General features: G+C 57.2%; 13 protein-coding genes. 11 read left to right on the top strand and 2 right to left on the bottom strand.

Translation table 11 applies throughout. The features are described from left to right. Window positions 1–199: 199 nt before the first annotated feature. From RISK_RS22585 to RISK_RS22575, 3 genes are all read left to right on the top strand, one after another. Complete coding sequence (locus tag RISK_RS22585; protein WP_047816728.1) at window positions 200–691, top strand: thiol-disulfide oxidoreductase DCC family protein; 492 nt, start codon at window positions 200–202, stop codon at window positions 689–691. A gap of 94 nt (window positions 692–785) precedes the next feature. Then, window positions 786–1,343, top strand: a complete 558-nt coding sequence (locus RISK_RS22580; protein WP_047816541.1) for a DinB family protein — start codon at window positions 786–788, stop codon at window positions 1,341–1,343. A 147-nt stretch (window positions 1,344–1,490) separates the two neighbouring features. Continuing rightward, window positions 1,491–2,318, top strand: a complete 828-nt coding sequence (locus tag RISK_RS22575) for a class I SAM-dependent methyltransferase (protein WP_047816540.1) — start codon at window positions 1,491–1,493, stop codon at window positions 2,316–2,318. Between the two features lie 102 nt (window positions 2,319–2,420). Here the strand turns inward: RISK_RS22575 and RISK_RS22570 are convergent, their stop codons facing one another. Next, window positions 2,421–2,966: a membrane protein gene (locus RISK_RS22570; protein ID WP_047816539.1), complete on the bottom strand. Its 546-nt coding sequence runs from the start codon at window positions 2,964–2,966 to the stop codon at window positions 2,421–2,423. Window positions 2,967–3,774: 808 nt separating this feature from the next. Between RISK_RS22570 and RISK_RS22565 the strand changes: the two genes are divergently transcribed. From RISK_RS22565 to RISK_RS22530, 8 genes are all read left to right on the top strand, one after another. Next, the gene (locus RISK_RS22565) at window positions 3,775–5,334 is read left to right on the top strand and encodes a sigma-70 family RNA polymerase sigma factor (protein ID WP_047816538.1); all 1,560 of its coding nucleotides are present in this window, start codon (window positions 3,775–3,777) and stop codon (window positions 5,332–5,334) included. After that, complete coding sequence (locus RISK_RS22560; RefSeq protein WP_047816537.1) at window positions 5,334–6,794, top strand: tetratricopeptide repeat protein; 1,461 nt, start codon at window positions 5,334–5,336, stop codon at window positions 6,792–6,794. The genes RISK_RS22565 and RISK_RS22560 overlap by 1 nt, the downstream gene beginning before the upstream one ends. Continuing rightward, window positions 6,791–7,525 carry a polyprenyl diphosphate synthase gene (gene uppS / locus RISK_RS22555; protein WP_047816536.1) on the top strand — a complete coding sequence of 245 codons (735 nt, stop codon included), beginning with the start codon at window positions 6,791–6,793 and terminating at the stop codon, window positions 7,523–7,525. The genes RISK_RS22560 and uppS overlap by 4 nt, the downstream gene beginning before the upstream one ends. A gap of 80 nt (window positions 7,526–7,605) precedes the next feature. Beyond that, window positions 7,606–9,267 (top strand): serine/threonine protein kinase, encoded by a 1,662-nt coding sequence (locus RISK_RS22550; RefSeq protein WP_047816535.1) that lies wholly within the window; start codon window positions 7,606–7,608, stop codon window positions 9,265–9,267. A gap of 13 nt (window positions 9,268–9,280) precedes the next feature. Further along, entirely contained in the window at window positions 9,281–9,655 is a 375-nt protein-coding gene (locus RISK_RS22545) for a hypothetical protein (RefSeq protein WP_047816534.1), read from the top strand. A gap of 3 nt (window positions 9,656–9,658) precedes the next feature. Further along, window positions 9,659–12,244 carry a hybrid sensor histidine kinase/response regulator gene (locus tag RISK_RS22540; RefSeq protein WP_047816533.1) on the top strand — a complete coding sequence of 862 codons (2,586 nt, stop codon included), beginning with the start codon at window positions 9,659–9,661 and terminating at the stop codon, window positions 12,242–12,244. Next, the gene (locus RISK_RS22535) at window positions 12,241–13,494 is read left to right on the top strand and encodes a protein kinase domain-containing protein (RefSeq protein ID WP_047816532.1); all 1,254 of its coding nucleotides are present in this window, start codon (window positions 12,241–12,243) and stop codon (window positions 13,492–13,494) included. Before RISK_RS22540 ends, RISK_RS22535 begins: the two co-directional genes overlap by 4 nt. Before the next feature lie 6 nt (window positions 13,495–13,500). Next, complete coding sequence (locus RISK_RS22530; RefSeq protein ID WP_047816531.1) at window positions 13,501–14,184, top strand: class I SAM-dependent methyltransferase; 684 nt, start codon at window positions 13,501–13,503, stop codon at window positions 14,182–14,184. Here RISK_RS22530 and RISK_RS22525 read toward each other — a convergent pair. Next, entirely contained in the window at window positions 14,166–14,549 is a 384-nt protein-coding gene (locus RISK_RS22525; protein WP_047816530.1) for a translation initiation factor, read from the bottom strand. The two genes, RISK_RS22530 and RISK_RS22525, sit on opposite strands and share 19 nt — an antisense overlap. Between the last annotated feature and the right edge of the window lie 11 nt (window positions 14,550–14,560).

Here is a 14,560-nt window from a genome sequence, read left to right as displayed (position 1 = left end):
GCAGTTGTGAACTCGGGACGGGTGCGGTCTTGTTCTTATCATTATAGCGCGGCGGACGCTTTTCCCGCATGCGGAATCTGATTCTCGCGGGCGGAATCTGGTCCTCCCTCGAAAACGGCTCGCCAGATCGGAATCCTGATTCGACTCTCGTCCCAAAATCCTGGGGCCAGAGGTTCCCCCATGACGTACACTTCTGATGATGTCAGCACCCTCCACGACCACCGACGCGAAAATGGCCTCCCAGCCCCCAGTCGACGCTTCGCACGCCCCGGACCGATCCAGCGATTTGCCGGATCCGGACCAGTGCCCCGCGTGCGATGTGGTGATCTACGACGGCCAATGCAACTTTTGCAAAGCGGGGGTGCGAAGCCTTCGGAGGCTGGATTGGGGCGGCAATCGACTGGCTTTTTTGTCGCTGCATGACGAACGGGTCCAACAGCGCTACCCCGATCTGACTCAAGAACAGCTGATGGATCAGATGTACGTGATCGATCAACACGATCAGCGTCACGGCGGTGCTGACGCCGTTCGTTATCTTTCGCGGCGACTGCCGATGCTCTGGTTGGCCGCTCCGGTGCTGCATCTGCCGGGCACCGCCAAGCTATGGCGACGGCTGTATCACGAGTTGGCCAAACGCCGGTATCGATTGGCGGGCAAGTCCTGTGACACCGGCAGTTGCTCAATTCACTGACACGGATCCGCTCAGGCGGGCGTGAAAGTCCGAGCCCGCGCACCACAAGGGAACTCTGGGTGACAGACCCGCACGGCCGGGCTAAAGTTCTTCGATGAGCCAGACACCCCCTTCTTCCGTTCCCAAACCGTTGCCGGAATTGTCCGACGCGATTCGGATGTTCGAGGCCGCACGCGGCCAAATCGAGTTCTCACGGCAGTACCTCCTGGAACTCCTGCAAGCGACGCCGATGGATCGCTGGTTCGAGATCCCGCCGGGCGGCGTGTCCCATGTCGCTTGGCAAGTCGGCCACTTGGCCGTCAGCCAATACGGGTTGCTGATGTTTCGAATGCGGGGTCGCCACCCCGATGACTTGGAACTGATCCCGGGTCGCTTTCGCAAAACCTTTGCTCGGGGCAGCAAACCATCTGCGACGACCGACGGACAACCGTCCGCGCAAGAGTTGCTGGACAAACTGAATCGGGTGTACGAATTGGCGATGGCGGAGTTGGACTCACTGGATCCCACCGAGTTGCTGGTTGAGATCGACATGCCCTACGCGGTGTATCCCTGCAAACTGGGGGCGGTCCTCTTCTGCCCAATTCACGAAGGCTTGCACGCCGGCCAGATCGGAATGCTGCGACGCGGGCTGGGTTTGGAATCTGTTCGGTAAGCAGGTTGGCAGGAATGATCGAGCACAATCATGTGAGCCGTTTGGGCGTTAGCCCCGGTTGTACGTGGGAGCAACAACGCTTACCGAAACAGCCCAAATGCCGAGAGACTCCTGCCGACCTGGTTAGAAATGAAAGAAACTGAATCCATGGAAGTGCTCGAAGAATCCATCTACGACCATCCCAAGTACTACGACTTGGTCTTTGGAGCCGACATTGCCGCTGAGACGCAGTTCATCTTGGAATGCGCCGACACGTTCCTGACTCGCAAACCCAAGCTGTTCTTCGAGCCCGCCTGCGGAACGGGGCGGCTGATGGCTTCGCTCTGTCGCAAAGGCCATGCGACCTGCGGATTGGATCTGAACGAAAAAGCCGTCCAGTTCTGCAACCAACGATTGGAACGCGGCGGGTTCAAACCCACCGCGATCGTCGCTGACATGTGCGACTTTTCACCGGCCGACTTTCGGGCTGCGTTGGGGAAGGCGAAAACGTCCAAGGAACAAGGGCCCGCCTGCGTCGCATTCAACACCATCAACAGTTTCCGACACGTCAACACCGAAGCCGCCGCTCGTGGGCACCTGCAAAGCATGGCGTCCATGGTTCGCAGTGGCGGGATCTACTTACTCGGCGTTCACCTGACCCCGACCACCGTCCCCCCCAGCGAAACAGAATCCTGGTCGGCTCGTCGTGGCAACTTGGCGATCAACACCCACATGTGGACGATCGATCGGAACAAGAAGAAGCGGATGGAGCGTTTTGGAATTCGCTTTGACGTTCACACGCCGAGCCGGAGTTTTCGGATCAACGATGAGCTTCACTTGCGGAGTTACACGCCCGCACAAATGAACCGACTGATCGCAGCGGACGGTCAATGGGAATGCTTGGCGACCTATGACTTCGCCTATGACCTGGACGAACCCATCGCGGTCGACGCGTCGAGCGAAGACGTGGTTTACGTCTTGCAGAACAAAGGTTGAGTCCGAAAATTCGCGATCACATCGGTCCCCAACCAAGTGTCCCTTCGCGGGAACTGGTGGAATGAAATCGGCGCGAATTTTTTTTCTGGATTCTGAAAGGTCTCAAGCACCGCTTGCCCGACCCGATCGACCGACAAAAACGGCTCCGATGACGGCCAACAAACCGGCTCCCGAAAACAGTCCCGCGTTCCGCAGCCAAGCCCATTTGTCGAGCTCCATGACCCGGTACTGGTACATCGCGGGCAGGTCGACTCCATTGCGATTGATTTCTTCCCATTCGCGAATCATTTGGGCCGAACTGACCTCTTGGTAAGCTTGGCGGAACTCGTCGATGTGCCCTTCGGTGGTCATCGGGATACGGATTGTTGCCCAATTCACGGCACAAAACGCTGCGGCAAGAAACAACCCCGCCGCTAGCAAACCCAGTGCCGTGAACAGCACTGTCGGCCGGTTGGCACGGCCCTCTGCTGCTCGAGCGTTGGACTTTTCAACCGTTTCGTCGCCCTCAGCGGTGGGAAGTTGACGCAATTCACCAAGCTTGGGAACGGCGATTTCCTGACCGCAATGCGGGCATGCGATTCGGTCACCCGCTCGAGCGGGACTGACGGCGGCAGGAACTTCACAATGCGGGCAGGGAAGCAAATACATGGCTGAAATCGCGGGTCAAAAGAACAACGCCCGGGTGGACCGAGCCATTCTGGGAACTAGAATCACGGTGTGCTGAGGGTAACACACGACCAATCGCTCCCGTCAGGACGTCACTCTCGTCGAACGGCCTTTGGACGGCAAGCAGGACCAGAATTTCATCTGATTTTCTTCTGCTTGTCTGACCAGTCGATCTCGAGAATCACGTTTGCCTGACCGGACATCCTCTGGATGAGTCGCGATACAACCACAACGAGCTATCGTTCGTCTTCGCTTCCGAATGGGATTCGGTTCGCGCAACAAACGGTCCACCGTCCCTTTTCAGCCTCCAGGATGGAATACCGGGTCAATCGGAAAATTTTTCCAATTGGCAGTTGTTCGGAGGTTCGCAGGTTAACGGGTGGTAGAGTCACTGTGTGTCGGAATTTTCTTCAATGGATGTCGTCGGTCGATCAGTTGATCTGCACCCGCGTCCCTCGCCCTGGCCAGATTCCCAACACATGGACTGTTTCGAATTCGTTATTGATTGATTGTTCTTCTCGAATCCCAAGTGCTTCTCGAACTTCTCCTGACCGACTTCACCAGTGACCCCATGCCAGGCGGCAGATTACGTCTCGACCTCACATTCGGCGTAATTACACTCCGACGACGCGCTGCTCACACGAGTGTCGCCGCCCCCACGACACGGATGTCCCAAAACGAACCAAATTGCCCCGAACGCTGATTCGCCACAGCGTTCTTTGTGACGACCCACCAAACCAACCGCGGTCGTCGACCATAGAAAAGACAGCCACCTAAAGGAGTATCTACTTTGTTTGATCCGATGATGGATGATTTCGACGACGTTTCGGCACAAAGCACCGACGTGGTCACAGGAGGATTCCGCAAGTTACCAGTCGAAGACAGCGAAGACGACAACGCGGTCAGTGTTGCCGATGCGCCCGAAGGCGAAGTCCAATTGGACAGCCCGGACGAACTGATTGCGCTCGACGAATCGGAAACTTGGTCGGACGACCCTGTTCGCATGTACCTGACGCAAATGGGTGAAATCCCTTTGCTGACGCGCCGTCAAGAAATCGAGCTGGCCAAACGCATCGAAGAAACTCGCCGCCGCTTCCGCACGAAGTTGCTCGAGAACCACTACGTGTTGGTCGAAGCCTACAAGACGCTGAAGAAGGTCTATCGCGGCCAGTTGCCATTCGACCGAACCGTTCAGGTCAGTGTGACCGACCGTTTGGAAAAAGAGCAGATCATTGGTCGTTTGCCTCACAACCTGAAAACCCTTCAAACGTTGCTCAACCGCAACCGTCACGACTGGAAAGTCGCGATGAGCAAGAGTGCGCCCGCTCGCCGTCGTGCCGAAGCTTGGCGTGCCCTGGCTCGCCGCCGCCGCCGTGCCGTTCGGTTGGTCGAAGAACTCGGTCTGCGTACCCAACGCATCGAAACGCGAATCGCCTTGCTGGAGAAATTCTCCCGGCGACTCGACGAAATTGATGAGTTGGTGCGTCAGCAAAAACGAACCAAACACGGCCGTGAAGTCCGTGAGCAATTGCTGCACGAGCGTCGTCAGATCCTGACCGCCTGCCAGGAAACGCCCACCTCGCTTCGCAACCGCGTCAAAATGTTGGGAACCGTTTACAGCGATTACCAACAAGCCAAGCGGGAACTGAGCGAAGGCAACCTGCGGTTGGTCGTCTCGATCGCGAAAAAGTATCGCAACCGGGGCCTGTCGTTCTTGGACCTGATCCAAGAGGGCAACGCCGGTTTGATGCGAGCAGTGGACAAATTCGAATACCGTCGTGGATTCAAGTTCTGCACCTACGCCACCTGGTGGATTCGCCAAGCGATCACCCGGGCCGTTGCCGACCAAAGCCGCACGATTCGAATCCCGGTTCACATGGTCGAAACCATGAGCCGTGTTCGCAACGTGGCTCGCCAGTTGTTGCAAGAACTCGGTCGTGAACCCTCGATCGAAGAAACCGCGCGTCGTGCCGATGTGACAATCGAAGAAGCTCGTCGTGTTTTGACGATGAGCCGTTTCCCAATCTCGTTGGACCGTCCCGTTGGCAACAGCGAAGACAGCCAGTTCGGCGACCTGCTGCCCGATGGCACCGCAGAGAGCCCCCAGATTGGTGCGACACAAGAAATGCTTCGTCAACGAATCACCGGCGTGCTGAAGAGCCTGTCCTACCGTGAACGCGAAATCATCAAACTGCGTTACGGCTTGGGCGACGGTTACAGCTACACGCTGGAAGAAGTCGGGCACATCTTCAAGGTGACCCGCGAACGGATTCGTCAAATCGAAGCCAAAGCGGTTCGCAAGCTTCAACAGCCCAGCCGCAGCCAAGACCTCGTTGGCTTCCTGGACTGATGCCAACCTTGGCCGAGATCTTGCAGCAAAGCTGGCAAGTTCATCAATCGGGTAACGTGGACGCCGCGATGCAAATGTATCGCGGCGTTTTGCGTCAAGTGCCCCAATCTGCCGATGCCTGGGTCTACCTGGGCATCGCTCAGTTTGACAAACGAGACTTCACCGGTGCGGTGGACTCGTACCAAAAAGCGATCGACCTGCGTTCCAATTTTCCGATCGCGTGGAACAACCTCGGCAACGCCTTCCGAATGCTCGGTGAGGTCGACCGGGCCGAGGAAAGCTTTGCCAACGCACTGCAGCAGCAACCCGGCTATCTTTCCGCGATCAAGAATCGTGGCACGCTGTGGATCTGGAACGGCGAAATTGAACGTGGCCTGAAATGGTACGAAGAAGGCCTCGCCATCCAGCCCGACAACGCGGAACTGCACCGCAACCTGGGTGTGATCTCATTGCTGCAGGGTGATTACGACCGAGGTTGGAACGAATACCGTTGGCGTTGGCGAATGCCCGGTGTTGGCCGCCCCGCGATCGCAGATCACTTGCGGTCCGCTGGCGGACATGTGCCCGTGTGGTCCGGCCAACCGCTCGATGGCAACACCGTTTTGATTTATCCCGAACAAGGGCTCGGCGACGCGATTCATTTTCTGCGGGTCGCTGGAGCACTCGCTCAGGATGGCGCCCGGGTCATGGTCGTCTGCCCACCGAAACTGATTCCGCTGTTCTCGTCCGCCGTCGGCAGCACCGGACTTGGAATCGAATGCCTGATTCCAGACGTCGATGCCCAATCCGCCTTGATGAGCCTGCCGGCCGGGGCAACGATCGATTTCCAAGGGTCATTCCTCGAAGTGCTGGACGGTCTGTACCAACGCGATGGCAAGCTGCACGACGGCGCCGATTTGTTTGAGAGAACAGAGCCAGGGCAGTACGTGGGCTACTTGGATGTCCCTGCATCCACTGTCCACTACTGGGGAAATTTCCTTCAGCCGTTGAGACAATCCGGCAAGAAATTGATCGGGCTCAATTGGCAGGGCAACCCAGAACACCACGCCGATGTCTATCGCAGCATTCCGTTGGAAACGTTCCGGCCGTTGATCGAGACGCCAGGCCTGAAATCCATCAGCTTGCAATTTGGCCACGGATCGGAGCAACTTGACCAAAGCGATTTGGGAGATTTGGTTCACCGCTTGCCTGACAAACTGGACCAATCCGGTGGACAATTCGTGGACACCGCCGCGGTGCTTCGCAATTTGGATGCCTTGGTCACCACCGACACGGCCATTGCCCACTTGGCGGGATCGCTTGGTGTACGCACGATATTGCTGCTGGGCAAAGTTCCCGATTGGCGTTGGCTCCGATCGGGGGAGACGACTCGTTGGTACCCCAGTGTTGAAATCGTTCGCCAGACCGAACTTGGGGATTGGAAACCGTGTGTCGAAGCGGTCCTATCCAAACTTGCATGACTTCTGTTCCACTTCTCAGCATGAATCTTCCACGTCACGTCGCGATCATCATGGACGGCAACGGCCGCTGGGCGCAGGCACGCGGTTTACCTCGCATTGAAGGGCACCGGCGCGGCGTGACGACGGTGCGTACCGTCACCGAAATGGCCAGTGAACTCAAGCTTGACGCGTTGACGTTGTATTGCCTGTCAAGCGAAAACTGGAAACGCCCGCAGGCTGAACTCGATTTTCTGATGCACCTGCTTCAGCAATATCTCGTCGAGGAACGGCGAACCATTCGCGATCAGAACATGCGTTTGCGATTCATCGGACGACGCGATCGTCTCAGCGAGGAAGTCCTCAAAGAAATCGCGAAGACACAGGCGATAAGCGAGAACAACACCGGCACCGAACTGGTGTTGGCGGTCGACTACGGCGGTCGCGACGAGCTGACACGCATGGCTCGGAAAGTTGCTCAGCAGGTCCAAAACGGCGAGCGGTCCATCGATGAGATCACAGAATCGTTGGTGGATGAAACACTCGACACAGCGGGACTGCCGGATGTCGATTTGATGATCCGGACTGGCGGGGACATTCGCATCAGCAACTATTTGCTGTGGCAAATCAGCTACGCCGAACTGCACTTCACACCGAAATGCTGGCCGGAATTCGAGCGAGACGACTTCCAGGCAGCTTTGGATGAATTTGCCGGCCGACAACGTCGCTTTGGCGGGTTAAACGTGGGGGCCTGATCGACTTCGCGACCCAATCTCCTGCATCGTGGGTATGATAGAGAAGGTGCTGATTTCATTCCGTTTTCTTTCGTTGCCCCATGCCTCGCAGTCGTCTCGGTCCGCTCGCCATTGAATCCCCGCTGGGTCCGGACCCGTCGGCGAGGGACGCGCGTGTGTGGCGTGCCGTGCATATCAAAATGCGGAAGGCAGTCGCTGTTCGCGTGTTCCAAATGCCCTTTGGCGGAACCTTGGAATCCCGGCAAGCCTTCGCGGAAGAATGGGATCGCCTGAAACGGCTCGATCATCCCGCGATCGTCAAATGCTACGGCGGTGGTTTTGAAGAATCGGAAGCCTACCTGGCTCACGAATTGGTCGAAGGACCAACTCTGGCGGAAGAGCTCCAGCGCCGAGGACGATTGCCATGGGAATCGGTTTTGGAATTGGCAGAACCTCTGATCGATGCGTTGATGTATCTGCACGACCGCGACATCGTGCATGGAAGGATCACACCCGACAAGGTCATCATTGCTGGATTGAGTCCGGTGCTGATCGATGTCCGTGATGTTGACGGAACGCCTCCGTTCCGAAACGGCCCCTACCACATTTCACGACCGCCTTCGATCGACCAGATGATGCGGTCGGCCCCCGAAGCCCCCACTCAGAACGATCCGGTGACGGCTCGCACCGATCTCTATCTGTTTGGTGCGTTGCTGTACGAAGCGCTCACGGGCGCTCCGCCAATCACCGGTTCCACGGTTCAAGAAGTCACCAGCAACCTGAAGTATCAATCACCGACGTCGGTGGCGTCCACGGTGATGGAATGTCCGGTGTGGATGGATCGTTTGGTGATGCAGTTGCTCCACAAAGATCCTGGTCAGCGTCCCGTGTCCGCCGCGGCGGTCAAGTTGCAGTTGGCCGAGGTTCGCAGACGTGCGATGTCTCGCAGTGGTGTCGCCGAACATGCCTCCAGTGGATTCAGTCCGTTGTCGGTCACGGACGATGCGGATCGCCAAGAAGCTCGCAAACTGCTGGGCAGGAAAGAGATCACCGCGGACATCGATGCCATCCCGAATGCAACTCCGTGGCATGATCAAGCCTTGGTGCTGCTACCAGTCTTGGCCCTGTTGGTGGGGATGCTGGTCTGGATCGCTTGGCCGTTGAATGAATCCAAGATGCGAAACGAAGCGGAGGAATTGCTGGCCGAAGACACTCGATCCTCGATGTCTCAAGCTCGCATCAGCTACCTCGAACCGATGCTGGCTCAGTTCCCGGATGGCGAACATGCCGAATGGGCCTCCGAGCAAATTGATCGCGTTCGAATGGTCGAAGCTGAACATGCCCTGACTGTCAAAATGAATCGAAACCTACCGCTCCAGAATGAAGCGGAGCGTCTCGTTGCCGAGGCCATGCGGTATCAAACCTTTGGCGACAATGCGACCGCGGTCGACAAGTATCAGTCGATGATCACGGTGCTCGGTGACGAAGAACAGTACAAGCCTCTGGTCAACCTTGCTCGCAGTCGGATCGCTCGCATCTCGCAGTCCGACACCGACCAAACCGAAGCCGCGCGGATCATCACGGACCGTCTGAAAGAAGCCGATCGAATGTTCGTGGAAGGACGGACCATAGCGGCCCGAAAAATTTGGTACAGCATTGAAGAACTGTATGGTTCCAATGCGGCGGTCGAACCACTTGTCGCCACGGCGCAAAGTCGACTGGCAGAAACGTCTGCCGGTGCCGCCATCGACCAACTTCCTTAGCGAGATCGTCTGGATGACTTCCGCCAAAGCGAACCTGGGAATCCCAGCTGCCAAGCAAGGTGTTGAGCCAACCGCTCAGGATCCCCACCGCGTCTCAGGCGATGCCCACCGTTCGATCGTGATTCAACCGGGCTCGGTTGCCCCGGCTTACTGGAGCGAATCTCGCGCCGACGATGCGGCGGAGTGGTCCAACCGCCCTGCGGCGACACTGGCGGTGCTGTTCTTTGTGACGGGAGCCTTTGGGATCCCGCTCTTGTGGCGCAACCCAAACTTCGCAACTTGGCAGCGATTCCTTTGGTCAATCGTGGTGCTCGTTTACACAATCGCACTCTTCGCCGGAGTTGGCATGCTGGTGCTTCACACGCTCGCCCCCGCTGGAGGCAACTGACCGATGTGGCAAGCGTGGTACGAATTTCGAATCGACTACGTTCTGTTCAGCGTCGTGTTCTTGGCCGGCCATGCCTTCATTCTTTCGCGCGTTCGCCGCGCCATGCCTCCCGCCTCATCCACGCATCCGGATTCAGCGACTTCCCCCGCAGCCATCGGGTCGAGTCGCCGGCCGAGGTTGTCATTCTGGATTCTTTTGCTGTTGCTGACCGGCGGGTTCCTCGCAGTCGAAACCGCCGACCGTCTTCAGCGATCTCGATTGCGTCAACAAGTCTTTGGCATCGCCCCCACTTACGCCGCCGAATTGCAACAGCTCGGCCACGCGGGAATCAACAAGGAAACATCGCCGGACGATCCTGTTTATCGGCGCATGATCAACGCCCAAAAGCGTTGGCTGTCGGTCAATCCACAAGTCACCGACATCTACACCATGCGGCATCTCAGTGAATCGGAACTGGCCACTCACTTGCTGACGGAACAAGACCGTCCCACCGGGCAGCCCTTCCAAATCATCGTCGACTCGGAAACGGACTACAACGGCGATGGGAAGATCGAAGGCGTCCGGGAAGGACAGACGGAAATTGGTGAGATCTTTTACGACAGCAGCGTTGAGCAGATCGAAAGGGCCTTCCGTGGCGACACAACCTTTGCCGATCAACCCAGCCACGATCGCTGGGGAGAATGGGTTTCCGCTTACGCACCTCTGTTTGATTCGAAGGGCAAGGTCGAAGCCCTGGTCGGAGTCGACTTCCCTGCCAAACACTACATCCACTCAGTCATCCTCACGCGTCTCGGCGTGATTGGAATGATCGCCGCGCTCATCACTTTGTTCCTGGGCGCGGTCACCAGCATTGGGATGCTCAAAGCCGGCATTGCCGCCCAACAACGCAGCCACGCGTTGCTACAAGACCAACGTGACCTGGCAACGCAAGCTGCCTCGCAAGCGAGACAAGCTGCCGTCACGAAGAATCAATTCTTGGCCAACATGAGCCATGAAATCCGCACCCCCATGCATGGCATCTTGGGCACCACCGAGCTGATGACCCGCTGTTCACTCAACGAGGAACAACGCCACTACATGCACATGATCCAAACGTCGGCAAAAGGACTGCTGACAGTGCTGAACGACATCCTTGACTTTTCAAAGATTGATTCCGGCCTGATGACTTTGGAATCGGTGCCGTTTGAATTGAAAGATCTCCTCAGTCAAACCATGCACGCGGTGGCGAATCTCAAGAACGAGAATGTTCAACTCCAATTCCAACCACCTGTTGGCGTCCCCGAAATCATCGTCGGTGACCCCACCCGACTCCGTCAGGTCTTGATCAATTTGGTCGGCAACGCTTTGAAGTTCACCGAACAAGGACGAGTCACGGTCTTCATCGAAAAGGAGTCCCAGGACGCGACGATCTTGGACACTTCGGAGGACCAAAGTTCACGCATCGTGTTCACCATCACCGACACCGGCATCGGGATGACGGAACAACAGCGAGCCAACATCTTTGAAGCGTTCACCCAAGGCGACTCGTCCACCACGCGCCGCTTCGGCGGAACTGGATTGGGATTGTCGATCAGTTCCCAACTGGTTGAATTGATGGGTGGCCAGCTTCAAGTCAGCAGCGTTCTGGACGAAGGCAGCAGCTTTCGTTTTGATATCCCGTTGCGGACGCCCATTGGCACGACACAGCACGAGATTGAGAAACTCCACCCGCCCAGTGCACCAACGAACTCGTTCGGGCACTGCGCCCAAACACGCGAGTTGTTGCTGGTCGAGGACGGTGCCATCAACCGTACCGTTGCGGAAACGATGCTGCGTGCTCGTGGTCACCGAGTGACTTCGGTATCCAACGCGAAAGATGCGTTGAAACATCTGCGGTCGCAAGCGTTTGATCTGGTGCTGATGGACGTGCAGATGCCAGAAATTGATGGCCTGACAGCCACCCAAATCATTCGAAACGACCTGCCATCGCCGGCCCGCGATATTCCGGTCATTGCACTGACCGCCCACGCCATGCGAGAGGATCGCCAACGCTGCTTGGACGCAGGAATGAATGAATGCCTGACCAAACCCTACCCGCCGGAACTGTTGTTTGACACGATCGAATCATTCACTATCTCTCGCCAAGATGACCAAGACGATCTGCTTTTGCCCCCCACCACAAGCAGGACAACTTCCTCGCCAAGCTCCCCTGTGGATCGAGCTTCCCCCCTGAATCACGAGGTGATTCTTCAGAATGTCGGTGGAGATCTTCAGGTGCTCACCATGTTGGCCCAAACGATTTCCGATGAATTGCCATCCCAAATCGAACAGCTGCAACGGGCAATCCACGCAGGTGCCTGGACTCAAGTTGCTCGGGCAGCACACACTCTGAAAGGAACCGCGGCAGCCATCGGAGCGACTCAGGCGCAAGAAATCGCGGACAGCATGGAAACCTTTTGTTTGGGGGAGACGTCTGAAGAAGAGAGGTCACATTTTCTCGAGAATCGCATGAATGCACTCGTCAGTGCGTTCGAATTGGCCCAAACTGAACTGAAGAAATTTTTGCGTTCTTCGTCCGGATCCGACCACCCCGGAAACGAAACACCATGAAATTGTTGATCGCAGACGACAATCCGGTTTGGCGTAATTTGATTTCGGCAGCCGTCGAAACCTGGGGCTACCGAATTGAACTGGCTGCCGATGGCAACGAAGCGTATCGGCTCTTGCGATCTGAAGACCCGCCCCGCTTGGCGTTGCTGGACTGGTTGATGCCCGGCATGGAAGGGGTCGAGATCTGTCGCCGGATCAAACAGGATCCAGAGCACCCTTTCACCTACATCATTCTGTTGACCAGTCGCGACCGTGACGAGGACATGATTCAGGGTTTGGATGCGGGAGCGGACGATTACTTGACCAAACCGATCGTGGCGCCACTTCTCAAGAGCCGGTTGGCAGCCGCTCGCCGAATCATCGAAGCGGTGCCACCGATGAAATGGACCAAGCCACAAATCGAGGGCTTCGACGTTGAACATTTGATCGGCCGTGGCGCGTTTGCGACCGTTTGGAAAGGCATGCACCGTGCTTCAGGCAAGCCCGCCGCCATCAAAATCATTCGCGCGGACCTTGCAACGGACTTGGTCTTCGAACGCTTCGCTCGCGAAATTCAGGTGATGCGAAAGATGAATCACCCTGGCATCGCCACCATCTACGCCAGCCACCTCGAACGTGACTTGGCGTACTACGCGATGGAATTGATCGACGGCGAATCACTGGCGAATTACATCACCTCGGAATCACCGCGAGCGACGCGGATCATCGAGATGATGGCAACGGTTTGCGATGCGTTGCAACACGCCCACGATCACGGTGTGATCCATCGTGATGTCAAACCGTCCAACATCATGGTGGGCCCTGACGGGCAGCCCAAGTTGGTCGATTTTGGGTTGAGCAAGTCCATGTTCCGCATGAAGCTCCCCACTTCCAACAGCAGCACTCACGACGGGGCTGTCCTTGGAACGCCGCTCTACATGTCACCAGAACAAGCCCGCGGCGACGCCAACAGCGTGGATCATCGATCGGACCTTTACGCGGTCGCGACGATCCTTTATCTGTTCCTGCTTCGCGAGCATCCACACGGTGCGTTGTCGCTCAGTCGAGAGGAAACGATCGACGCCATTGCGAACACGGATCCGCGACCCGCGACAGAAATCAATCCGAAATTCAACCCAAAACTCGAATCCATCCTGTCTCGATGCCTGTCCGACGATCCCGACGAACGACCGCAATCGGCGGGACAACTGGCCCGAGAACTTCGCGGGTTCCTGGACGATCGCGCCGCTTCGCGAATCCCAACTTCTTGATCCGTCATGCCTCGACTTGATGACCGCCTGAAATTGGTGGCGTCCCTGATTCGAGGAACCAACCATGCCGACATCGGTTCGGACCACGGTCACCTGCTGGCCGCTTTGCTGGCAACCGGCAGAATCCAGCGTGGCATCGCGGTCGAAAACAAACCGCAACCGCACCGGAATTCAACGGCCACCTTGCAGGGCCTGAACGCGGAAGTCCGGCTGGGAGATGGGTTGAATGTCATCCAAGAAAACGAACTCGATTCGCTCAGCATTTGTGGCATGGGCGGGCAATCGATCGTTCGCATTCTTGCCAACCATTCCAACCGGTTGCCTGACCAGATGATCCTGCAACCCAACAAAGCCATCGGCTCGGTCCGGCAATGGGCACTGAACAACGGCTACTGGCTGGTCGACGAACAGTGCACCGCAGGCACCCGTCGTTTTGAAGTGCTGCTGCTGAGGCGATCTGGAATGGCTCTCGATCCGGTTTACCGCCGTCTAGCGAGCGTTCGCTTGGAGGAATCCCTGGGCGTGATGTTCGGCCCTTGGTTTCTGCTGCGAAGGGACGAAGACCTGCAGCAACGTTTGGCGGAAGAGCAACGTTATCTTCACGCCAAACAGAAATTGACGGCACCCAGTCGCCAGCGAATGGAAGCGATCGACCGACTGCTGTCCCACGATCACTTTCTGAGTCGGTAGCCGATCTCGCCGAGCTTTTGCCGAACCCGATCCACGTGATCGCCTTGCAACTCGATCAGTTCGTCGGCCTTCTTCACCGTTCCACCTGCACCACAAGCGGATTGCAACTTGCCGAGCAATTCGGGCAAGTCATTGGCTCGCGACGTGAGACCTTCGACCAAGGTCACCGTGCGGCCACCTTTGCGTCGATCCAGTCGAACGCGAGCGGTTTGCTTCTCCGGCGGCAACCGGTCCGCTTCCCGCTGTTTTTCAGCCTCCACGTCAGCTTTTTGCAGCGGCGTGCACTGGCACTCGGATTCCTTCTGACCGCACAAATCGCAGGTCGGTGGAATATCAAACGGGGTTCCCGCGAAAAGACGCGTCATGACGTCGGAGG

The organism is Rhodopirellula islandica (assembly GCF_001027925.1).
Taxonomy (GTDB): domain Bacteria; phylum Planctomycetota; class Planctomycetia; order Pirellulales; family Pirellulaceae; genus Rhodopirellula; species Rhodopirellula islandica.
Note: the sequence above shows the minus strand (reverse complement) of the source record. Positions and strands in the feature narration are given on the sequence as shown.

Bases quoted from the DNA above. Each gene is read 5' to 3' on its own strand.
- RISK_RS22585 (WP_047816728.1), top strand. From the start codon at position 200: ATGTCAGCACCCTCCACGACCACCGACGCGAAAATGGCCTCCCAGCCC.
- RISK_RS22580 (WP_047816541.1), top strand. From the start codon at position 786: ATGAGCCAGACACCCCCTTCTTCCGTTCCCAAACCGTTGCCGGAATTG.
- RISK_RS22575 (WP_047816540.1), top strand. From the start codon at position 1,491: ATGGAAGTGCTCGAAGAATCCATCTACGACCATCCCAAGTACTACGAC.
- RISK_RS22570 (WP_047816539.1), bottom strand. From the start codon at position 2,966: ATGTATTTGCTTCCCTGCCCGCATTGTGAAGTTCCTGCCGCCGTCAGT.
- RISK_RS22560 (WP_047816537.1), top strand. From the start codon at position 5,334: ATGCCAACCTTGGCCGAGATCTTGCAGCAAAGCTGGCAAGTTCATCAA.
- uppS (WP_047816536.1), top strand. From the start codon at position 6,791: ATGACTTCTGTTCCACTTCTCAGCATGAATCTTCCACGTCACGTCGCG.
- RISK_RS22550 (WP_047816535.1), top strand. From the start codon at position 7,606: ATGCCTCGCAGTCGTCTCGGTCCGCTCGCCATTGAATCCCCGCTGGGT.
- RISK_RS22545 (WP_047816534.1), top strand. From the start codon at position 9,281: ATGACTTCCGCCAAAGCGAACCTGGGAATCCCAGCTGCCAAGCAAGGT.
- RISK_RS22540 (WP_047816533.1), top strand. From the start codon at position 9,659: ATGTGGCAAGCGTGGTACGAATTTCGAATCGACTACGTTCTGTTCAGC.
- RISK_RS22535 (WP_047816532.1), top strand. From the start codon at position 12,241: ATGAAATTGTTGATCGCAGACGACAATCCGGTTTGGCGTAATTTGATT.
- RISK_RS22530 (WP_047816531.1), top strand. From the start codon at position 13,501: ATGCCTCGACTTGATGACCGCCTGAAATTGGTGGCGTCCCTGATTCGA.
- RISK_RS22525 (WP_047816530.1), bottom strand. From the start codon at position 14,549: ATGACGCGTCTTTTCGCGGGAACCCCGTTTGATATTCCACCGACCTGC.